20 protein-coding genes are annotated in these 20,835 nt (G+C 39.0%); 13 read left to right on the forward strand and 7 right to left on the reverse strand.

Going from position 1 to position 20,835, the window contains the following annotated elements; genetic code table 11:
- The first annotated feature begins 174 nt into the window (after positions 1 to 174).
- The 3 genes from J576_RS15640 (at position 175) to J576_RS15650 (ending at position 3,725) form a co-directional block, all read left to right on the forward strand.
- The gene (locus J576_RS15640) at positions 175 to 1,596 is read left to right on the forward strand and encodes a GntP family permease (RefSeq protein ID WP_002049969.1); all 1,422 of its coding nucleotides are present in this window, start codon (positions 175 to 177) and stop codon (positions 1,594 to 1,596) included.
- Between the two features lie 33 nt (positions 1,597 to 1,629).
- A complete protein-coding gene (locus J576_RS15645) occupies positions 1,630 to 2,415 on the forward strand; it encodes a 3-hydroxybutyrate dehydrogenase (protein ID WP_002049919.1) in 786 nt (261 codons plus the stop codon).
- Positions 2,416 to 2,738: 323 nt separating this feature from the next.
- Entirely contained in the window at positions 2,739 to 3,725 is a 987-nt protein-coding gene (locus J576_RS15650; RefSeq protein WP_025467828.1) for an AraC family transcriptional regulator, read from the forward strand.
- A 68-nt stretch (positions 3,726 to 3,793) separates the two neighbouring features.
- Here the strand turns inward: J576_RS15650 and J576_RS15655 are convergent, their stop codons facing one another.
- A complete protein-coding gene (locus tag J576_RS15655; protein WP_002050221.1) occupies positions 3,794 to 5,137 on the reverse strand; it encodes an MFS transporter in 1,344 nt (447 codons plus the stop codon).
- A 330-nt stretch (positions 5,138 to 5,467) separates the two neighbouring features.
- On the opposite strand from J576_RS15655, the gene J576_RS15660 reads away from it, so the two are divergent.
- Genes J576_RS15660 through J576_RS15680 form a run of 5 tightly spaced genes read left to right on the forward strand, consistent with a single transcriptional unit; the run spans position 5,468 to position 10,358 of the window.
- Entirely contained in the window at positions 5,468 to 6,718 is a 1,251-nt protein-coding gene (locus tag J576_RS15660) for a dienelactone hydrolase family protein (protein ID WP_002049832.1), read from the forward strand.
- 12 nt (positions 6,719 to 6,730) lie between these two features.
- Complete coding sequence (locus tag J576_RS15665; RefSeq protein ID WP_002049953.1) at positions 6,731 to 7,516, forward strand: SDR family oxidoreductase; 786 nt, start codon at positions 6,731 to 6,733, stop codon at positions 7,514 to 7,516.
- 43 nt (positions 7,517 to 7,559) lie between these two features.
- A complete protein-coding gene (locus J576_RS15670) occupies positions 7,560 to 8,798 on the forward strand; it encodes a styrene monooxygenase/indole monooxygenase family protein (RefSeq protein WP_002050099.1) in 1,239 nt (412 codons plus the stop codon).
- 28 nt (positions 8,799 to 8,826) lie between these two features.
- Positions 8,827 to 9,357: a flavin reductase family protein gene (locus J576_RS15675; RefSeq protein ID WP_002049857.1), complete on the forward strand. Its 531-nt coding sequence runs from the start codon at positions 8,827 to 8,829 to the stop codon at positions 9,355 to 9,357.
- A 53-nt stretch (positions 9,358 to 9,410) separates the two neighbouring features.
- On the forward strand, positions 9,411 to 10,358 hold the full coding sequence (locus tag J576_RS15680; RefSeq protein ID WP_002049837.1) for a SphA family protein: 948 nt from the start codon (positions 9,411 to 9,413) through the stop codon (positions 10,356 to 10,358).
- A gap of 57 nt (positions 10,359 to 10,415) precedes the next feature.
- Here the strand turns inward: J576_RS15680 and J576_RS15685 are convergent, their stop codons facing one another.
- The 4 genes from J576_RS15685 to antA all read right to left on the reverse strand — a co-directional run bounded on the left by J576_RS15685 (position 10,416) and on the right by antA (position 14,874).
- The gene (locus J576_RS15685) at positions 10,416 to 11,474 is read right to left on the reverse strand and encodes an AraC family transcriptional regulator (protein WP_002049973.1); all 1,059 of its coding nucleotides are present in this window, start codon (positions 11,472 to 11,474) and stop codon (positions 10,416 to 10,418) included.
- 450 nt (positions 11,475 to 11,924) lie between these two features.
- Entirely contained in the window at positions 11,925 to 12,959 is a 1,035-nt protein-coding gene (antC, locus tag J576_RS15690; RefSeq protein ID WP_081404075.1) for an anthranilate 1,2-dioxygenase electron transfer component AntC, read from the reverse strand.
- A 5-nt stretch (positions 12,960 to 12,964) separates the two neighbouring features.
- Positions 12,965 to 13,456 (reverse strand): anthranilate 1,2-dioxygenase small subunit, encoded by a 492-nt coding sequence (gene antB, locus J576_RS15695; RefSeq protein ID WP_000076813.1) that lies wholly within the window; start codon positions 13,454 to 13,456, stop codon positions 12,965 to 12,967.
- 2 nt (positions 13,457 to 13,458) lie between these two features.
- Entirely contained in the window at positions 13,459 to 14,874 is a 1,416-nt protein-coding gene (gene antA, locus J576_RS15700) for an anthranilate 1,2-dioxygenase large subunit (RefSeq protein ID WP_002049891.1), read from the reverse strand.
- Positions 14,875 to 15,096: 222 nt separating this feature from the next.
- Here antA and J576_RS15705 point away from each other — a divergent pair, with 222 nt between their 5' ends.
- The 4 genes from J576_RS15705 (at position 15,097) to J576_RS15720 (ending at position 17,729) form a co-directional block, all read left to right on the forward strand.
- Positions 15,097 to 15,447 (forward strand): winged helix-turn-helix domain-containing protein, encoded by a 351-nt coding sequence (locus tag J576_RS15705; RefSeq protein ID WP_002050018.1) that lies wholly within the window; start codon positions 15,097 to 15,099, stop codon positions 15,445 to 15,447.
- A gap of 182 nt (positions 15,448 to 15,629) precedes the next feature.
- Entirely contained in the window at positions 15,630 to 16,415 is a 786-nt protein-coding gene (gene modA, locus J576_RS15710) for a molybdate ABC transporter substrate-binding protein (protein ID WP_002050165.1), read from the forward strand.
- Complete coding sequence (modB, locus tag J576_RS15715; protein ID WP_000971578.1) at positions 16,412 to 17,104, forward strand: molybdate ABC transporter permease subunit; 693 nt, start codon at positions 16,412 to 16,414, stop codon at positions 17,102 to 17,104. Before modA ends, modB begins: the two co-directional genes overlap by 4 nt.
- A 4-nt stretch (positions 17,105 to 17,108) precedes the next feature.
- Positions 17,109 to 17,729, forward strand: coding sequence for an ATP-binding cassette domain-containing protein (locus tag J576_RS15720; RefSeq protein ID WP_002049964.1), 621 nt, complete (start codon positions 17,109 to 17,111; stop codon positions 17,727 to 17,729).
- Positions 17,730 to 17,772: 43 nt separating this feature from the next.
- Here J576_RS15720 and J576_RS15725 read toward each other — a convergent pair whose 3' ends face one another.
- Together J576_RS15725 and J576_RS15730 are read right to left on the reverse strand one after the other, a co-directional pair.
- Entirely contained in the window at positions 17,773 to 19,377 is a 1,605-nt protein-coding gene (locus tag J576_RS15725; RefSeq protein WP_002050063.1) for a PepSY-associated TM helix domain-containing protein, read from the reverse strand.
- Between the two features lie 2 nt (positions 19,378 to 19,379).
- Positions 19,380 to 19,670 (reverse strand): hypothetical protein, encoded by a 291-nt coding sequence (locus J576_RS15730; protein ID WP_002049913.1) that lies wholly within the window; start codon positions 19,668 to 19,670, stop codon positions 19,380 to 19,382.
- A 413-nt stretch (positions 19,671 to 20,083) separates the two neighbouring features.
- Here J576_RS15730 and J576_RS15735 point away from each other — a divergent pair, with 413 nt between their 5' ends.
- Positions 20,084 to 20,815 (forward strand): 4'-phosphopantetheinyl transferase family protein, encoded by a 732-nt coding sequence (locus J576_RS15735; protein ID WP_025467829.1) that lies wholly within the window; start codon positions 20,084 to 20,086, stop codon positions 20,813 to 20,815.
- Positions 20,816 to 20,835: the final 20 nt, after the last annotated feature.

Genomic DNA, 20,835 nt, shown 5'->3' on the forward strand with positions numbered 1-20,835 from the left:
ATTTAAATAAATTACATTGTTTTTAAATATTTTAGTGATATTTTATTTTTAAGCTCATTTATCTATTACCAATCGTAGATATTGTGATTTTTATCATTTTAGGTTTGGGATAACCTAAATATCTTTTGGTAATTTTATTAAACCTAATATCTATTCTTTAGGGAGAAAGAATATATGTGGGAATTATTTGTAATTCTACTTTCGCTTGGGCTGTTAATGTATACAGCTTACAAGGGCTTTTCTGTCATTCTCATGGCACCAATTTGTGCCTTACTTGCAGTTTTACTCATTAACCCAGCCAATGTTTTACCGTTTTATTCGGGTGTCTTTATGCCCAAAATGGTGAACTTTATTAAAGATTACTTTCTTGTGTTTTTGCTCGGGGCAATTTTTGGTAAAGTCGTTGAAATGTCAGGGATTGCTGAGTCTATCGCTCGAACCATTGTGAGATGGATTGGCGCAAAAAAAGCAATTTTAACGGTTGTATTACTAGGTGCAATTTTAACCTATAGCGGCGTGAGTTTATTTGTGGCTGTATTCGCAATTTATCCATTTGCCAATCAGTTATTTAGACAAGCAAATATTCCAAAACGTTTAATTCCAGGAACCATCGCGCTGGGTGCATTTACATTCACTATGGATGCATTGCCAGGTACCCCACAAATCCAGAACGTAATTCCAACCACTTTTTTTGGTACCAATATTTATGCCGCACCATTTCTAGGAATTATTGGTGCTATTTTTGTTCTATGCATGGGTTTAAGTTACTTAGAATGGCGTCGCCGCGCTGCTGCAAAAGCGGGGGAAGGATTCTCTGGTTTTGGTATAGACAATACACCGTCTCAAGAAGTTGAAGCTGATATGAACTTGCAAAATAATGGAAGTTCGGCTCGTCAGTTTCTAGCATTTGTACCGCTCATTCTTGTTGCAGTAATGAACAAATATTTATCTAAAGCAATCAAAGAATGGTATCCAAATGGCTTTGATTTTGCCTCAGTTGGTCTAGCTGATTACACCGTAGATGTTGCGAAAACTGGTGCGATATGGGCGGTTGGACTTGCGCTCATTGTCGGGATTATTACTGCAATTTTGTTTGATTACCAACGTGTAGTAACGAACTTTAAAGAAGGTATTAATGCGAGTATCGGCGGCTCACTTTTAGCCGTGATGAATACGGCTTCTGAGTACGGTTTCGGTGCCATTATTGCGTCATTACCGGGCTTTGCCATGATTAGTCATGCAATGAGCAGTACTTTTACAAATCCTTTAGTAAATGGGGCGGTGACGACAACTGTTTTAGCAGGTATTACCGGTTCAGCTTCTGGTGGTATGAGTATCGCTTTAAGTGCGATGGCTGAACACTATAATGCGGCGATTTTAGCTGCGGGTATTCCACCAGAAGTTATGCACCGTGTAGTTGCGATGGCGTCAGGTGGTATGGATACCTTACCGCACAATGGTGCTGTCATTACTTTACTCGCTGTTACAGGTTTAACCCATAAACAATCGTATAAAGATATATTTGCAGTTACGGTAATTAAAACATTAGCAGTATTTGTGGTGATTACGGTCTTTACCGTAACGGGTATTGTTTAAATCAGCACGTTATAAGTATTAAGGAGTAAATAGATGACTAAACTTTTAGACGGTAAAGTTGCTTTTATTACAGGTTCTGCAAGTGGTATCGGTCTAGAGATTGCTAAGAAATTTGCTCAAGAAGGTGCCAAAGTTGTTATTTCTGATATGAATGCCGAAAAATGCCAAGAAACGGCGAACTCACTTAAAGAGCAAGGCTTTGAAGCACTATCTGCACCATGTGATGTAACTGATGAAGACGCTTATAAACAAGCAATTGAGCTTACTCAAAAGACCTTTGGTACGGTTGATATCTTAATTAATAATGCTGGTTTCCAACATGTTGCGCCTATTGAAGAGTTTCCAACGGCCGTTTTTCAAAAGTTAGTTCAAGTCATGTTAACGGGGGCATTTATTGGTATTAAACATGTTTTCCCAATCATGAAAGCTCAAAAATATGGTCGTATTATTAATATGGCTTCAATTAATGGCTTGATTGGTTTCGCTGGAAAGGCAGGCTATAACAGTGCTAAACACGGCGTAATTGGTCTAACAAAAGTTGCCGCATTAGAATGTGCACGTGACGGTATTACAGTAAATGCTTTATGTCCGGGGTATGTAGATACACCATTGGTTCGTGGGCAAATTGCAGATTTGGCTAAAACTCGTAATGTAAGTTTAGACAGTGCACTTGAAGATGTAATTTTGGCAATGGTTCCTCAAAAGCGTTTGCTATCTGTTGAAGAAATCGCTGACTATGCAATTTTCCTCGCAAGTGAAAAAGCAGGTGGGGTAACAGGTCAAGCTGTCGTGATGGATGGCGGTTATACGGCCCAATAATTTAATTGTTTTATAAAAACCGCTTATTTTATATAAGCGGTTTTTTATTCATTAAAAATTTACGATCATCTACTGTTCAAAATAATGCTTTATCTCTACTATAACTCGTTATAAAAAAACCAATAAAATAAGTTCGTTAAGGTATAAATTTATACTTTAAAGGTATTTAACTTATTTCCATTTTTAAAATTTAATAGAGTATGAGAAAGTAATATTTACGCATGTCCTGAATAAATACTTTCAGGAAAACTCGTCAATTAAAGGGTATTAATTGGCATACAAGTTGCTTTTTTAGCAATAAGTTTTAGCTAGGTGAAAAGGATATGATATCACTCAGCCAACAGATGGAACTCAATCATTATTCACGCAAAGCTGAGTTTGCGCAGAATCTGATGTCCACAATTTGTGGTGAACACCGTCTAGACACGATTTACAAAGACAATCTCGATTTCCATTATGACGGAATGCGTTTGCCTAATAAAAAAATGGCAATCGGCACAATTAGTTATGGTGCAAATGTCGCTATTAACATCTCAAATTTAAAAGCGTATAGTATTAGTCTACCTATACAGGGGCGACAAGCTCTCAATATTCGTGGTGCACATTATCAATCTGATGAAAACAGAGGCCTTATTGTTTCAAATAACGACCAGCAAGATCTGACTATCGATAAAGACTGTAGAAAATTTCAGGTGGTTATTCCTGAGCGGAGTATGCAAATTGTCCTTGCAGATCTACTCAATAAACCTATAGAAACGCCTGTCATTTTTAACCCTGAAATGCACTTAGACTCTGAGCAACTGATTGGAGCGTGGTGGAAGAATATTCAGAATTTTTTACAGCTAAAATCGCAATATAGCAATTTTTATGGTTTACAGATGTTATCTGAAGACTATGAAAATTTTGTAATTAAAGCCTTACTATTATCTCAAGAAAACAACTACTCTGAAGCTTTAAAGTCACTTTCACATCAAGATGAGCCAGCTTATATCCGTAAGGTTCGTAATTTTATTATTGAACATGCGCACGAAGAAATCTGTGCAGAAGATTTGCAACGTCTGGCTGGGGTTTCAAAATCAAAATTGTATGACGAATTTCAACAATACTACGGCACAAGCCCTATGTCGTATTTAAAAAAATATCGTCTCCAACAAATTTATAAAATCTTGAGCACCACAGGAGCAGATAGGAAGGTTTCTATTTCAAAGCTTGCGTATGATTGGGGCTTTAACCATTTAAGTCGTTTTTCTCAAGAATATCGCGAAGAATTTGGCGAAAATCCAAGTGAGACTAAAGGCAAAATTTTCTGATATTTAATTTTCCCAATAAAAAACTGATTTAGGCAACTAAATCAGTTTTTTTATTTATCGCTTAATATTTATAGACTTTCTTCGAGCTTTAACACTTGTTTATTTTTAGATTTCTCATAAACCACTTTCAGGCTAAGCGCAATAAATGAGATGAAGGTTGGTAATGCAAGAATAAAGAAAATACCGCTTAAGCTTAGGTTAAAAGTGAAAATGAGCGAGCCAAAGAAAGCACCTAAAATTGCGCCGATACGACCAATACCATGCATCCATGAAACGCCAACCGCACGACAGACCGCTGGATAGAATATAGCTGCAAGTGGCAGTAATGAAGACTGCGCACCAGCGAGTAGTGCACCAATTAAGAAGATAGTAAGACCTAATAAGAAAATATTTGAGCTCACCAGACCAGCAACAATGAATAGGGCGAAAGCAATTAGGTATGAATATTTAATCACTGTAGTTGGATTCAGTTTATCCATGTACCATCCCATAATGGTTGCACCAATCACACCACCAAAAGGGAAAATCGCGGCAATTAAACTAAACTGTTGGGTACTAAAACCAGCTGTTTTTAAAATCGTTGGCATCCAGCTTGTTAAAAGATAGAACACCAACAGACTGGTAAAGCAGCAGAGCCAAAGCATGCTTGAACCCCACAGGTATTTTCCTAAAACCACTTTAACCGGATTTTCATCTGAAGGATTTTCTGCTTGAGCTAAAATAAGTTTTACCGGTTCTTGGAAGGAATGGCCTTGAATATTTTCTAAAATACGCTGCGCTTTATCTTGTTGATGACGTGTAATTAAGTATTGAGTTGATTCAGGTAATTTAAGTAATAAAGCAACCACTAAAATGAGGGGAATACTTCCGCCAATAATAATCACTTTGGCCCAGCCATAGCTTTCTAACAGATAAGCTGATAACACACCGCCACAAGAAATACCCAGCATAAATCCACAGCCAGCAAGCCCTGTGAGAAATGCTTTACGTTTTACAGGCATATATTCAGAAACAATGGTACTAATGTTTGGCATAGCTGCGCCTAAACCTACGCCAGTAATAAAGCGATAAATCATTAAGTCTTGAGTTGAATTAGCAAAGCCACACAAAATCGTAAATATTGAGAACAAAAGGCTTGTAAAAACAATAACACCTTTACGGCCAAATTTATCGGCTAAGGGGCCCGAAATGATTGCACCAATTGACATACCGACTAAAGCAGCACTTAAAACGGGAGCAAGTTGAGGCTTGGTAATTCCCCAATCATCCAATAATGCCGGTGCAACAAAACCAATAATTCCTGTATCTAGACCATCACAGAAAAAGACAAAAAAGCCTAGGATAAAAACTATCCACTGTAGTGGAGACAGTTTTTCGCGATTGATAATCGTGTTTGCATCTATCGTTTTCATATGTATTCCTTCTTAAAATTATTTAATTCCCTGAGTAATTCAATGTATTCGTTACAAAACCTGAGTCTTTAATTGAATTATTTTTAACCAATATTCACTATCCAATAAGTCCGAATATTCATCCATTTTTTCCAAATGAGATAAAAAACATTCATTTCATTTTTTAATTTAATCGTTTGAAATATAGGTGTTTCTTATTTTTAATTTTTCTATCCAGTTTGATTGATTTTGATAATTGCGCAGAGATTGGATAGTGCTTGCAGCTTTTGGACAGTCTAAAAAAATTTTCAGATAGAAGATAAAGCCATAACAATGTCAGGAGTTGACACTATGGCTGGGCAAACCATTCAAATTCAAACTGCATCTGGAAAGCAGTTCGGTGCATATCTAGCGACACCAGAAACAGGAAAAGGACCCGGTGTGGTGCTTTGTCAGGAAATCTTTGGGGTGAATGCAGCAATGCGGGAAAAGGCAGATTTTCTTGCAGAAGAAGGCTATACCGTTTTGGTTCCTGATTTATTTTGGCGTGTAGCACCTAATATTGAACTGGGTTACACACCAGAAGATTTTCAAAAAGCTTTTGAACTTTATCAGCAATATGACGAAAACCTCGGTGTTGAAGATATTCAAGACAGCTTAGCTTTTTTAAAGACACGACCAGAATGTGATACCTCTACAGGTCTCGGCGTGGTTGGCTATTGTTTAGGTGGAAAGCTAGCTTATTTGGCAGGCTGCAGACTTTCGGAAGTGGCATGTGCCATAGGTTATTACGGTGTAGGCATTGAAAAAGCGTTAGATGAGTTAGCTAACGTAAAAGGGCGCTTGGTTTTACATATTGCTGAACTGGACCAATTTACACCGCCAGATGCGAGACAAGCGATTGTCGATGCAGCCAACCAATATTTAAATGTACAAGCCTATGTTTATGAAGGTGTTGATCATGCCTTTGCACGACCAAAAAGCAACCATTACCACAAACCTTCAGCACGCTTTGCTCACGAGCGTACAGTAACAGCTCTACATGAAACGATTGGGCCGAAATATGACTTAGTTGCCTTATGGGAAGAGCATATTCGTCATGAGTTCAATACGCGTGACGTCCCAGCAACCATGGCAACAATGGTTGCAGAACCTTATGTCAACCATATCCCAACCTTGACTGGCGGTGTAGGCCAAAGCCAGCTTGCTCGTTTTTATCAATATCACTTTGTTCATCAAAACCCAAAAGATATGAAGATTACTTCAATCTCTCGTACGGTTGGCTCAACGCAAGTGGTAGACGAATTCATTATGAGCTTTACCCACGACGCTGAAATTGACTGGTTATTACCGGGTGTAAAACCAACTGGTAAATATGTCGAAATACCAATGTTAGGTGTAATTCAGTTCAGAGGTTCAAAGCTGTGTCATGAGCATATTTACTGGGACCAAGCATCTGTACTTGTTCAAATTGGTTTATTAGACCCAACAGGCTTACCCGTTGCAGGTGTCGAGACAGCACGAAAACTTCTTGATGAAGATCTTCCTTCCAATACTTTGATGCCATCTTGGTCAAGTAGTGAAGGCAAGCCAGTTAGTTAAGGAGTATCTGCAATGAATATAAATTTAATAGGAAAAGTCGCTGTGGTGAGTGGCGGTGCAACACTCATTGGTAAAGCTGTTGTGCAAGCCTTAGTCAGTGCAGGTGCTCATGTCGCTATTTTAGATATTGATGCAAAAGGTAAGGCGATTGCCGAAAGCTTTAACCATGATGTGATGTTTATTCAAACCGATTTAACCAGCGATGCGGCTATTCAACAAGCTGTGGCGGATATTCACCAACATTTAGGTGAAGTGAGTTACTTGGTCAATCTGGCATGTACCTACTTAGATGACGGTTTTAAATCTTCACGTCAGGATTGGATACAAGCACTCGATCTTAATTTGGTCTCTACAATTGAGCTGAGCCGTGCTTTATACAATGACCTAAAAAAGCAGCAAGGTTCAATTGTTAACTTTACTTCCATTTCAGCCAAAGTGGCACAAACAGGGCGCTGGTTATATCCGGTTTCTAAGGCCGCGATACGTCAACTCACACAAAGCATGGCAATGGATTTTGCTGCCGATGGTATTCGCGTAAATTCGGTTTCTCCGGGTTGGACATGGTCTCGTGTCATTGCAGAAGTCAGCGGTAATAACCGTGAAAAAGCCGATAGCGTGGCAGCCGATTATCACTTACTAGGCCGATTGGGTCATCCAGAAGAAGTCGCCAATGTTGTTTTGTTTTTATTGTCACCCGCTGCGAGCTTTGTGACCGGAGCAGATTACGCAGTCGACGGTGGCTATTCAGTAATGGGCCCTGAAGGATCACAGCCCGCTATTCCGCGTTTAGCCGAATAGCACAGCGTTTTAAAAGCACATTTAGAAAATTATGGAGAAGATTATGCGCCGTATTGCAATTGTTGGAGCAGGACAGTCTGGTTTACAGCTTGGTTTGGGGTTATTAGATACAGGTTACGATGTAACCATGATCACCAACCGAACTGCCGATGAAATCCGTCAAGGTAAAGTCATGTCAAGCCAATGTATGTTTCATACCGCTTTACAAACTGAACGTGACTTGGGACTAAATTTTTGGGAAGAACAATGTCCAGCCGTAGAAGGCATTGGGCTAGCTTTAGTGAACCCTGAAAATGGTGGTAAAGCATTTGAATGGAGTGCTCGTCTTGAGCGCTACGCTCAATCGGTCGATCAACGCGTCAAAATGCCATATTGGATGGAAGAATTTGAACGCCGTGGCGGTCAATTGGTGATACAAGATGTTGGAATAGAAGAGTTAGAACAACTCGCAAACGACTACGAGCTTGTATTACTCGCGGCTGGTAAAGGTGAAGTTGTTAAACAGTTTGAACGTGATGATGCACGAAGTGTTTTCGATAAACCGCAGCGTGCTTTGGCTTTGACCTACGTCAAAAATATGAAGCCAATTTCACCTTATTCACGTGTGACTTTTAACATTATTCCTGAAGTCGGGGAATACTTTTCATTTCCGGCACTTACCGTGAATGGACCTTGCGACATTATGGTGTTCGAAGGTATTCCAAATGGACCGATGGACTGCTGGCAAGATGTCAAAACACCTGAACAGCACCTGCAATGCAGTCTGGACTTACTCAAGAAATTTGTACCTTGGGAATATGAACGCTGCGCAAATGTTGAGATAACCGATGCTGGCGGTTATTTAGCGGGGCGTTTCCCACCGACCGTACGCAAACCCGTTTTAACCTTACCGTCTGGTAAGAAAATTTTTGGTATGGCAGATGCCTTAGTGGTCAATGATCCAATTACCGGCCAAGGCTCAAATAATGCGGCTAAGTGTAGCAAGATCTATTTCGATGCCATTTTAGCCAATGATAATCAAAGCTTTAGCGAACAATGGATGGTTCAAACTTTTGAACGCTATTGGGCTTATGCAGAAAAAGTCGTGGCTTGGACCAATAGCTTGTTATTACCACCAGAGCCTCATGTCGTTGAACTCCTAGCAGCTGCAAGCCAAAACCAGAGCATTGCTTCAATTATGGCCAATAACTTTGATGACCCGCGCGCCTTTGCTCCGTGGTGGTTTGATGCAAATCAAGCTCAAGCATTCTTGGCTTCAAAAACCGCAGCAAAAGTCGCTTAAGGTCAAAATATCAAAGGGAGATTTAAAAATGGACACAATTGAAACTTTAGCTTTACAAGCGATTAATGCCGAAAACCCAAGAGAAATTCGTAATTTGCTTGGTCAGTTTGCAACTGGCGTTACCGTGATTACAACTCGTGGCAAAGATGGCCGGAAAATAGGAATGACCGCCAATTCATTTTCATCTCTGTCTTTAGATCCGCCATTAATTTTGTGGAGCCTTTCAAAAACGGCGCCAAGTTTGCCTGATTTTGTAGAAGCTGAATATTTTGCCATTCACATGTTGGCACAAGAGCATCATCAGCTTTCGGGGCATTTTGCTCGAGGTGCCGAAGACAAATTTGCAGGCATTGCTCATCAACAATGCAATGCTGGCGTTCCAATTTTGACTGATGCACTCGCAACCTTGGTTTGTCGCAATGTAAATCAGTATGAAGGCGGAGATCACCTGATTTTTATTGGTCAAATTGAACAATACCAACAACGCCAAGGTGAACCATTGGTATTTCACGCAGGAAAGTATCGGATTGCTGCTGAGCATCCAGAATTAGTCCATTAATTCACCACAATCACGATCAATCCGGTCGTGATTTTTTTATAGGAAACAAAAAGATGAAAAGCACTTTAATTAAACATGGCTTTTTAGCAGGGACATTGTTGGGTGTGCCTTTGGCTGCACATGCCTATGATTTACCGACCGTAAACTTAGGTATGACCAGCTTTCTCGATGGTGGATTACCAGCAGGGTCCGGTTGGTATGCTCAAACCTATTTTCAAAATTACGATAGTAATAAACTGGTCGATGTTAATGGACAAAAACTCGGTTTACCTAAAACAGATCTAAATTATCAAGTACTGGTTGAGCAGATTAGTTATTTATCGAATGTACGAGTAAAAGATAAAGCCAGTCTAGGCATGAATTTTCTGATTCCTTTTGTCAGTAAAATGGACATGGATGATGGCTTGAATAATGCGGCAATTAAAGCCCAAAGTGGCTTTGGGGACATTATGATTGGGCCTTTCATTCAGTTCGATCCAGTCATGGGCGCACAAGGACCGAAGTTTGTACATCGTTTTGAGTTTCAGGTGAATTTACCTACTGGCGAATACGACCAGCAAAAAGATATTAACCCAAGTAATAACGCTGTTTCATTTGACCCTTATTGGGCTGCCACATATTGGTTTAATCCAAAATGGACAGCTTCAACACGTATCCATTATCTCTATAACTTTAAGAATAATGACCCAAGCTATGCGTTTGCTGGAGCAAATGATATACAGGCAGGGCAAGCAATTCATGCAAACTTTGCAACGGACTATGCTATTACCGAACAGTTCCGTTTAGGGCTCAATGGCTATTGGCTAAAACAAGTTACAGATACCGAAGTCGATGGTGAAAAAGTCAAAGGTCGACGTGAACAAGTTTGGGCAATTGGTCCCGGTGCGATGTATAGTTTTTCTAAAAATGATCACTTGGTTGCAAATGCATATTTTGAGCAAGATGCTGAAAACCGACCAGAAGGTACGCGACTACAAGTTCGTTATGTCCATCATTTTTAAGTCATAAAAAAAGCCTTTTATATCAACAAATAATAAAAGGCTTTTATCTATTTTAGTTTAAGAAAAAATTGAAGTAATTAAGCCTGAACCTTCACTGTGACCAGAACGGCGAGTAGACGAAGGTAACTCACCATAACGGCGTTTATATTCTTGAGAAAAACGACCTAAGTGAGTAAATCCCCATTTAAATGCAACGTCAGTAACCGATAGATTTTCATTATGCATGAGTTCTAAATGAGCTTGTTCAAAGCGTAATTCTTTTAAATAAGACATTGGGGTGGTCCCTAAATAGTTTTTAAAACCAGTAAATAGAGTTCTTACGCTCACGCCTGCATGTTCAGCTAAAATCTCGACATTGAGCGGCTCATGCAAATGTTCTTTAATGTAGGCTTCTGTACGCTTCACGAAATAAGGAGAAACGGTTTTTTCTTTATAATGATCAAGCTTATATAATGCATTGTTGGGCTGACCATAAATGAGCGCATTAAATAAATTTGACTCAAACTGTTTAAAGGCTAAAGGATGATGAAGCGGATGCTGTTCGCATGCTAAAGCATCCATTAATGTTCTAACGAGCTGTAAAAAATAGGCTCCACCTTGGGTAGAAAAATCTAATTTTGGTTCAAAAATGAGTAAGTTATTTTCTGAATCGGCAATGTGTTGACGGCAATGGTAAGTAAAATCATCCTTTGACACTTTTAGAATGAGCTGCGGCGAGTTCGCGTGCCAGCGCATACGTAAAGATTGCTTAGGTGAAATAAGAGAAGCAACTTGAGAATAAGAAATAAACTTTTGCGAACCAAACTCGATTTCTGCATAACCTTGAGTTGGAATTTGAATTAAGTAAAAGTTATCCAGATGATCTGGTTCAATAATGACGTCTGCGCCATATTCTAAGCGACTAATAGATAGCGCACCTGTTTTAACATGGTGCATAGTTGCACTGAAATCTCGCTTCTGATGAGAGATTTTAAGATCATGCGGTTTAAAAATTTGACCTACATTTCGGCAGGTTTCGCTTAAATCGTGGTGATCGAACACCAAATTATGATCAGTAAAGATAGACTCATTTTGAAAATGACGTCCATTGAGTTCATGGGAGTTGGCTTGGTTCATATATATCCCTTTTGGCTCACTCCTGTATTTACCTGTGTTACAAAAGCTTAAAAATTCGCTGTACATCAAGTAAATACGGCACTTAAAAAAATTAAGTTACGCGTAAAATACAATGAGATATAAGCAAAATACAGACCAATTTAACCGCTAATTAATATGATTTTCTCAAATTTTTAAGTTGGATTTTATCCATCAATTTAATACATTCGAGAAATAGAATAGGGGGATATAAAAGGTACTTTAACTTAATCTCATCATGATCTTATTCCTTAAGATCTATCAAAATTTATAGCAAATCCGTGCGAACTGGTCAATTTATTTTGTCGGAATCTATTGATTTATATTATTGATATATAAAAACTTTTAATTTAAGTGCAAAAATTCAATATACCCCTTATAAGAGTATATTGAATCATTTCAGGTTTAGTGATTTTTAAGCTATTTATACTTTTAACGTGATGTATTGCTCTGTAAAAATTTCTCGCTGTAAATACGGTAGTTTTGCAAAGATTGCTCATCTAACCAATTTTTAACGGCTTCAATCATTGGTGGTGGGCCACATAAATACATATCAAAAGCCTGCTCGGCCAGTTGATCTTTATTTAAGTGCTCATGGATATAGCCTGCTTTACCTTGCCAAGTTTCCGTTGCCTTAGTCACAATCGGGTGATAACTAAAGTTGGGTAGCTGTTCAGCATAGGCATGTAAACGCTGTTGTTCACACAAGTCGGTTTCACTATTTACGCCGTAGTACAACTGAACGGCAGGTGAGTTAGGCTGCTCAACCAAGTTATCAAGCATTCCTAAAAATGCGGATAATCCCGTTCCACCTGCTACAAAAACCAGTGGTCGCTGTACTTCACGTAAATAAAAACTACCAAGCGGTGCTTCAATAAGTAAGCTTTGTCCGACCTGACAACGGTCACGCAAGTAATTACTCATCACACCGTCTGGCAAGAGACGAATGAGAAATTGCAATTGATTGGTTGCATTTGGTCTATTTGCAAATGAATATGAGCGCCAGTCTTCTGTATTCGGTATTTGCAAACGAGCATATTGACCCGGTAAAAACTGAAGTTGTGCAGCATGACTACTTGCATCAAGATGCAAAATTGCTGTGGTTTCAGAAACTAGCTCAACCGCAGTCACTTTGGTTTCAATTTTTAAAGTATCACCAGCGTTACAAATAGCAGAATCATGATCGAAATAAAAAGCTGCATCTGATTTTACACGGGTCTGGCAAGCTAACATTTTTCGTTCGGCCAAATCACGTTCACTTAATGCATCTTCATCGACATATTCTTGTTCATAAATACCAGTTTCACACTGTCCCTGACAGGTACCACAAACACCTTCACGGCAGTCTAACGGCAGGGTAATTCCCTGACGAACTGCCGCATCAAGCAACAATTCGTCGTTATTTACTGAAATGAAAAAGGTTTTGCCATCGGCAAAGTTAAGTGCAACTGAATGTACCATTTTCATTCCCCTTAAACGTGATAGAAGTCTAAAACGGAATCAATTTTGTCATTCAGCAAAATGCTGTGCTGACGACGAATGCGGAAACCATCTGCGGTTTGACGTAAAAGATAAGTGGCATGTCCGTAAAAACAGCCTTCTAAACCTTGACGGTTATAAAGCGTTTGCCATGCAACTTTTGCTTCGATAAGACCATCTTCCAGTGTTTTAACTCGAATATTGTTTATGCTGTGCAAAGTACGTGGTAACGGTGTTGCAGATGCCGCTTTTCCTGTGCGAATACGGAATACACGGTCTTCAAGTCCAGTACGGTCTGCATAATAGATATAAGACAAACCCTGATTTGGATCTTGAACATAGTTATGGTCATCAATCCACTGTGGAATATGATATTCACTATCTTCATCGTAAAGCTCTAGGTAGGCATCCCAGTCATAAGCATCACAAAGCTCTGCCTTTTTGTACAAAAACTGAGATACAGCAAAATGTAGTTCTTGTGACATGGTTACACCTCATCCATTACAGCATTATTTTCAAAAGTAATATCCTGCATTTTCAGCGCTTTTTTATTTAAGCCGTCGAGCATGAGACGTTGCCAGTGTCCATGTTGATTTACATAGAGTCCTTCATGGGTAAATTCACGGCCAGTAATAACTGGTTGAATGCCTAAATCTTGTGAGTTTTTGGTCGTACCATATTCCCAAGACTGACAACCACGTGAAATATCGCTCCAACGTTCAAGTCGTGCCTGAAAACCTTTTTGTTGCTCACGGAATTCAACTAAATCATCTGGTGTACCAAGGCCCGATACATTAAAGAAATCTTCAAACTGGCGAATACGGTTACGGCGCGCATCTGCAGATTCACCTTTAACCCCAATACATTGACTAATGACTTCGGTTTTATTCCATGCTACAGGACGAACAATACGAAGCTGAGAACTAATTTGGTCCATAAAAAATAGGCTAGGGTACAAGTTCAAGTTTCTTAAACGATGCATTGCCCATTCAGCATATTTTTCGCCATATTTTTCGACCATATATGGCATAACCGTGCTGTAGCCCGGACGAACTGTCGGGTTTGGCATGTCACTAAATAAAACACTATGACCATTTTTAAAACTAAACCAGCCATCGTCAGTTTCTGAGTCACCCGCACCCAACTTGCTATAGTCGAGCGTGTCGAGTTCCGCACCTTTTGATGCATTGACTTGCTGACGGTGTTGAACTGTAGAGACATAGTTATAGTGAACAGTGCTGACATGGTAGCCATCTAAGCCATTTTCATTTTGTAGCTTCCAGTTACCTGCAAAGGTATAAGATGACTTACCTTGTAATACTTCGAGTTCACCTGTTGGGGACTGGTTAACCATTAAATCAAGGAACAGTTTTGCATCGCCCAAAAAGTCTTCTAGCGAATCTGTTGCTTGAGTATCAAGGCTTACAAATACAAATCCACGATAGCTGGCAATACGGCCTTGTTTTAAACCACGGCTTGATTTATCAAAATCTTCACAGTACTCACTAGGCGCTTTTACCTTAACCAAGCGACCATCTGACTTATAACACCAAGCATGGAATGGGCAGGTAAATGTAGATTGATTGCCTTTAGCAACGCGTGTTAAGGTCGCACCGCGGTGTTCACAAGCATTGACCATGGCATGTAGTTCGCCTTTACCATCACGGCTTACAATAATCGGTTGGCGGCCAATTTGAACGGTTAGGAAATCATGATTGTTTGGAATTTCACTTTCATGACATGCGTAAATCCAAACTTTTTCAAAAATAAGTTCCATTTCCAAGTCAAATAGTTCTGGCTCGGTAAACATGTCACGTGCAATACGAAACACACCATCGTTAGGACGGAAGTCGATACATCCATCTATAAAATCATTCCATTGTTTTAAATTAGATGAGGTCATTTACTCAATCCTCTAATCAATCAGCTTTTAACTGATTGAACCGCGATTAAGCATTGCTCTCTATCCGTTTTTTCCAGATCTTTATCCACTTTGTGCAGTTTTGATTTTTTAATCGGATTCTTTTGAAGAAAAAGTAGAGATTTAAATTTGTATGTGTTTTAACCTATTAAAGTTCCCTATAATGTTAAGCAGCATAAAAATGAAACTTTGTGAACTAAGTCTATGAAAGAACAAAACTTAAAATTACAAATTAGAATTCTTTTAGAGCAAAATATTGCATTTGGTCCGGGTAAGGCAGACTTACTTGAAGCAATTGAGAGAACGGGTTCAATCTCACAGGCAGCAAAATCTATGAATATGAGCTACCGCCGTGCATGGCAGTTGGTCGACACCATGAATCAATGCTTTGAAACAGCTTTAGTGGAAACACAAACGGGTGGAACCCATGGTGGTGGGGCAGCCGTCACAGCTTTGGGCCACAAAGTCTTAGAGCATTACCGCCAAATGGAAATCAATGCTCGACAAGCCTTAGAACATGATTATCAAATTATGAGTAGCTATTTAAAGAAATAAGATTAGGAATGCTTTATAAATCAAAGAATTTAAGCGCGAATCAGTTTTATCTACTAATAGTTTTCAATTGCTCAGAAAAAATATCCATCTTTATAAATAATTTCTACTTTTCATCGTCTATGCTTATCGCTATATTCTTGGGTATATATCGCTGCAAAAAACGACAAAAAAGGTAAAACATAATGGTAAGTAATACAAAGATAAAAAAATTAGCTTTAGCTTGTTCAGTCCTCAGCATAGGAGGGATCTTTAATGTTCCAGCCAAGGCTGAATCGGTTACCGTTTATGCAGCAGCGAGCTTAACGAATGCGATTGCAGATTTAGAAAAAATTTACGAAAAACAGAATAAAGTAGAAGTTAAGACTTCATATGCAGGCTCATCGACCTTAGCTAAGCAAATTGACGCAGGTGCGCCAGCAGATATTTTTATTTCAGCAGATACACAGTGGATGGATTATCTACAAAACAAAAAACAAGTTGCTGCAAATGACCGTATAAATTTATTAGATAACCGTTTGGTGCTAATTACCCCAAAAGGGCAGTCATTAAACATCAAATTAGATAAAACCACTGATCCCAATAAAGTCTTTACTGGAAAGATTTGTACAGGAGATACCAAAAGTGTACCTGTAGGCAAATATGCTAAACAAGCTTTTACTAATCTAGGTTGGTGGAGCCGTATTGAGCCGAAGTTAGTTGAAACAGAAGATGTTCGAGCGGCATTAAATTTTGTTGCGCGTGGTGAATGTCAGGTTGGGATTGTCTATGCAACCGATGCAGCGATTAGCAAAGATGTGACTGTAGCTGGCGTATTTCCAGAAAATACACATTCGCCAATTACTTACCCTATAGGGATAGTTAAAAAGACTCCAAATTCAACAAAGTTCTATCAATTTTTACAAAGCAACCAAGCCAAAGCTGTCTTTAAAAAATATGGCTTTAGTGTGCTAGCTCCAGTTAAACCATGATGTTCTCTTTAACCCCAGAAGAACTCAGCGTGCTGCAACTTTCTTGTAAGGTTGCAGCAAGTTGTCTTGTTGTCAGTATTATTCCTGCAATTTGTGTGGGATGGTTTCTAGCACGTAAAGACTTTTGGGGTAAGTCATTCATTGAAACATTGGTGTTTTTACCTTTGGTATTACCGCCAGTGGTGCCTGGTTATTTGCTTTTACAAGTTTTTGGGAGCCGCGGGATTATTGGGCAATATTTAGCTCCACTCGGAATTGATTTTGCATTTAACTGGAAAGGCGCCGTTCTTGCTTCCGCAGTAATGGGTTTTCCGCTGTTGGTACAATCGATTCGACTAGCAATTGAGCTGGTCGATCAGCGTTTAGAAATGGCAGCAAAGACATTAGGTGCCTCATCTTTAGGGGCATTTTTCCATGTCACATTGCCACTTGCCAGCAGTGGTATTTTAATTGGTGCCATTTTGTGCTTTTGCCGGAGTCTAGGTGAGTTTGGAGCCACTATTACTTTTGTTGGTAATATTTCAAATGAAACACGTACTTTGCCTTTGGCCATGTATAGCTTAATGCAACAACCCGATACCGAGGCCGCTATTCAACGACTTATTGTTTTATCGTTAAGCGTGGCTTTTTTAGCGCTATGGTTTGCACAGTGGTTTCATCGTTATCAAAAGAAGCGCTTAGGGCGGTAAGATTATGTTGATTGATTGCCGTTTCCAGCTACACATGGGTCAATTTCATATTGAGCCTAGTTTCCAGTCCAATGCTTCTGTTATTGGGCTATTTGGTGCATCCGGTTCAGGTAAAACGTCCATTTTACATGCTATTGCAGGGCTGAACACTCCGCGTAGTGGAGTCATTAAAATACAGGACCAAACATGGTTTGATTCAGATCAAAAAATTAACTTGAGCACGCAAAAGCGGCATGTTGGATTGGTTTTTCAAGATGCTCAGCTTTTTCCGCATAAAACGGTAAAGCAAAATTTATTATTTGGTCTTAAGCATCTTTCCCAACAAGAACGTCACTTTGAAGCAGATTACATTATTGAGTTATTAAAGTTAGACCACTTATTACAACGTATGCCTATCAAACTCTCAGGAGGGGAAAAACAGCGCGTGGCACTGGGTCGAGCATTATTATATTCACCTAAGCTGTTACTACTTGATGAACCTTTATCCGCACTAGATGCGAATCATAAAGCTGAAATTATTCCTTTTTTTCAGAAAGTAAAAGAGGAAATAAAAATTCCGATGATTTATGTAAGTCATGATATTCAAGAAATTAAACAACTGACCGAAACAATGTGGGTTTTATAATTTTTCATATTTCACACATTATTTCAGTCATTGATTTATAGTGTTAACTAGCCCATAAACTACCTGTTGGAGCAGATTTTCGGCGATCTTGGGCTTGTTGATAAAAACGCCAGAAAGCGAAAGCAAAAATGACAGCTAATAAATCAACTACTAAGATTTCTCCGCCATGTACCCATAAGCCACTTTGGGGAATGAAGTAAGCTAAAAGAGATGTAAGTGGAATCGCAAATAACACAAAAACCAAGGTTAAGAGCAGTTGTGGTAAAGCTTTTGCGTAGCCAATCACAAAGGTATAAATCAAAGTCAGTAGGAAAATCGCATAATAACCATACATGAAGACGTGATTTATACTTTCAATGTTGAGTGTAGCGAAAAGCCAACGACTAGCTAACATTGTGCCTACGACAGCTAGAACACACCCTAAACATGCACCTATAGTTAAGTTCGCGAGGAACACCACATCTTTACGTTGAACAGGAACAGAGTCTTCAGCACGCTTTTGTTTACGTGCACGAGTTTCAACCCAAAGAATGTTCCCTGTGTAAAATAGGAAAGCGCCACCGACACCTAACACAAAATAAATCCAACGTACGCCCGTACCCCCAAAACTTCCAAAATGTAGGCTAAACATGGCGTTGATTAACTTATTACCTCCATCAGTCTGAGTATTAATACCTTTATGATTAAAGTGCTCAACTGCATAGGGGTTCATGCGCATAAAGTCTTGATTTGCGCCACGTAACATCTGATCGGGGCTATACAAGGCTATACGTGCATTGGCTTTTTCAGGTTTATCGAGGTTACTGAACTGGATATAGTCAACTGAATATTCAGGTGTTACTTTTTTTGTTTGAGCTAATATTTGCTGCACATCTATTTGTGTTTGTTTAGGTTGAATAAGCGCAGGGGGAGAACGCTGAAAAACTGGCTGTCCTTTGAGTGCCAGCTGACCAATCGCATCGTAAAAAAAGTCATGAAAAGCAAAGACAATAACGCTAATGCTAATAATGATGTGAAAAGGTAAGCTCGTAATTCCAATCACGTTATGCGCATCTAACCAAAAACGCTTTTTATTTTTACCAGGACGGATGACAAAGTAATCCTTTACCAAAGTTGGTAAAAGAATAATCACTCCTGAAAGTAAAGCAAGAAAATATAAAATCGAAACCACGCCCATCACGTAAAGTCCTAATCCGTGATGACCTGCCATGCCGGGTATGCCTGCTGTTTCATGCAACTGTTCGATTAGCCAACCTGCTTTAGATAAGTTTTCCTGAGCAACGATTAACTGACCTTTATCGTCTAAGCTTGCCATCCACGTAGACTGAGCAGCATTAAAGCCATCTCCACGTTCATGCTCACTCCAAGTAATAGGTGCATAGTGAAATTCATTAGACGATAAATTTAGTGTGAAGTTCTTTTGTGCAGCAGGATAGGTAGCCTGAACTTTTTGAATAAGCTCATTATATTGGTTGGGTGAAACTTTAGGTAAAACTTGCTGCGTTGGCGTAGCCCACTTACTAATGTGGTGCTGAAACATGCTAAGCCCACCAGCAAAGAAACAGATAAAAAGCAAAATCCCTGCACATACACCCACCCAAGTATGCATGCTTTTTGCTAATTTCATAATGTCTGAACGTACTTTCATGTTTAACCCCGCAATACGAAAATACAGCTATACGCTAGGGCATTCGCAATTGATAAATAGATCAGTGCTTTTTGTCCGGTCGTAAAAAAATAACTGGCAAACATAATAGGCATCCAAACCCAAGGCACACTCCACATACCCAATTGCACTAATAAATCCATGGCAACATAAGGACGACCTAATAGAACTACTAAATTGCCAATCGCGATAGAAAGGCTTAGCCCTAAAACCCCGCCAGCAAAAGTTTTACTCCACCAGTCTGGCTGGATAGGAGACTGAATTTTAGCTTTCATGAAACCAATTTCCGTTTAAAAAGCGCTATAAAGGGAAGAAACGACCATGCAAAAATGATGAGCATGAACCAGCAGAAAGCAGCAACAACTTTTGGTAAGCTCGCAAAGAGTGCAATCAATCCAACACTCAACAGTACTAGACCCAAATACTTAAATAGAGCTGGAAGATGGTGAGACAACAGATTTTGATTGCTATGACTACAATAGATACTGACCGCTCCTAACAGGGTCAAAAAAAGTCCTATAAGTTTCATAATCGATGTTTATAAGTAAATTAAAGTCAAAATTTACCCAACAGTATAAGTAAATAATAATTATTATCAAATGATAAGTATAATTATTTATTAAATTGCGGCTCGTAAGTTAAGATAAGAGAGAACGTATTAAAAGTATTTATTTTGAAGCCAAATACAGTGAGTCATTATCTATATATTCCTGAACAACTCAGCAAATCAATTTATGAAATTTCGAGCTCTATTTTTTTCACATCGGGGCTATTCTGTTATGGGTTAGACTTATCAAAAACACAGCATTTGCATATAGATCAACAGTTAGAGCATCCCCTAAAAATTGCTCAAGCGCGTGTCGAACGTAAAAATGAGTACTTATGTGGCAGGGTCTTAGCTCAGGCTGTTTTAAATCATCATTTCGGTTTAGATCAGCCAATAACCTCTATGTATGAACATTTACCCATTTGGCCCTCTCGTGTTTTGGGTAGTATTAGTCATTCACAAAATAAGTTAATTGTTGGGCTATCAAATAACGCGCTTTATTTGGGAATTGATATCGAGCACTGGGTAACTTCAGAATTTGCAAAAGAAAGTGCACACCTTATTTTAACGCCATCTGAGTTTGATTTATGGAAAAATAAAGCGGCTGAGTTTTTTGATTTTGCCCGCTATGTGAGCTTAATTTTTTCTATAAAAGAAAGTCTATATAAAGCGATTTATCCCACTGCAAAGCAGTATATCGATTTCTTAGAAGCATCTATCGGTGATATTAATTTTGACAATCAAACATTAACGTTAGCTTTTACATTAGAAACTCAACAGCGCTATCAACTCTTAGAACAATATCAAGGTGGTTGGGCTGTAGAACAAGACTATATTATGACTTGGGTTTTTCAAGCACATCATTCTGCTTAAAACAAAAGAAGGCAACGAAT

This window comes from Acinetobacter sp. 766875 (assembly GCF_000582055.1).
Lineage (GTDB): Bacteria > Pseudomonadota > Gammaproteobacteria > Pseudomonadales > Moraxellaceae > Acinetobacter > Acinetobacter nosocomialis.

Excerpts from the sequence above, each read along its gene's own strand:
- J576_RS15660 (WP_002049832.1), top strand. The coding sequence starts at position 5,468 with ATGGCTGGGCAAACCATTCAAATTCAAACTGCATCTGGAAAGCAGTTC.
- J576_RS15655 (WP_002050221.1), bottom strand. The coding sequence starts at position 5,137 with ATGAAAACGATAGATGCAAACACGATTATCAATCGCGAAAAACTGTCT.
- modB (WP_000971578.1), top strand. The coding sequence starts at position 16,412 with ATGATGTTCTCTTTAACCCCAGAAGAACTCAGCGTGCTGCAACTTTCT.
- J576_RS15725 (WP_002050063.1), bottom strand. The coding sequence starts at position 19,377 with ATGAAAGTACGTTCAGACATTATGAAATTAGCAAAAAGCATGCATACT.
- J576_RS15645 (WP_002049919.1), top strand. The coding sequence starts at position 1,630 with ATGACTAAACTTTTAGACGGTAAAGTTGCTTTTATTACAGGTTCTGCA.
- J576_RS15640 (WP_002049969.1), top strand. The coding sequence starts at position 175 with ATGTGGGAATTATTTGTAATTCTACTTTCGCTTGGGCTGTTAATGTAT.
- J576_RS15705 (WP_002050018.1), top strand. The coding sequence starts at position 15,097 with ATGAAAGAACAAAACTTAAAATTACAAATTAGAATTCTTTTAGAGCAA.
- J576_RS15675 (WP_002049857.1), top strand. The coding sequence starts at position 8,827 with ATGGACACAATTGAAACTTTAGCTTTACAAGCGATTAATGCCGAAAAC.
- J576_RS15665 (WP_002049953.1), top strand. The coding sequence starts at position 6,731 with ATGAATATAAATTTAATAGGAAAAGTCGCTGTGGTGAGTGGCGGTGCA.
- J576_RS15720 (WP_002049964.1), top strand. The coding sequence starts at position 17,109 with ATGTTGATTGATTGCCGTTTCCAGCTACACATGGGTCAATTTCATATT.
- antB (WP_000076813.1), bottom strand. The coding sequence starts at position 13,456 with ATGTCACAAGAACTACATTTTGCTGTATCTCAGTTTTTGTACAAAAAG.
- J576_RS15730 (WP_002049913.1), bottom strand. The coding sequence starts at position 19,670 with ATGAAAGCTAAAATTCAGTCTCCTATCCAGCCAGACTGGTGGAGTAAA.
- J576_RS15680 (WP_002049837.1), top strand. The coding sequence starts at position 9,411 with ATGAAAAGCACTTTAATTAAACATGGCTTTTTAGCAGGGACATTGTTG.
- J576_RS15650 (WP_025467828.1), top strand. The coding sequence starts at position 2,739 with ATGATATCACTCAGCCAACAGATGGAACTCAATCATTATTCACGCAAA.
- J576_RS15685 (WP_002049973.1), bottom strand. The coding sequence starts at position 11,474 with ATGAACCAAGCCAACTCCCATGAACTCAATGGACGTCATTTTCAAAAT.
- J576_RS15670 (WP_002050099.1), top strand. The coding sequence starts at position 7,560 with ATGCGCCGTATTGCAATTGTTGGAGCAGGACAGTCTGGTTTACAGCTT.
- antC (WP_081404075.1), bottom strand. The coding sequence starts at position 12,959 with ATGAAAATGGTACATTCAGTTGCACTTAACTTTGCCGATGGCAAAACC.
- modA (WP_002050165.1), top strand. The coding sequence starts at position 15,630 with ATGGTAAGTAATACAAAGATAAAAAAATTAGCTTTAGCTTGTTCAGTC.
- antA (WP_002049891.1), bottom strand. The coding sequence starts at position 14,874 with ATGACCTCATCTAATTTAAAACAATGGAATGATTTTATAGATGGATGT.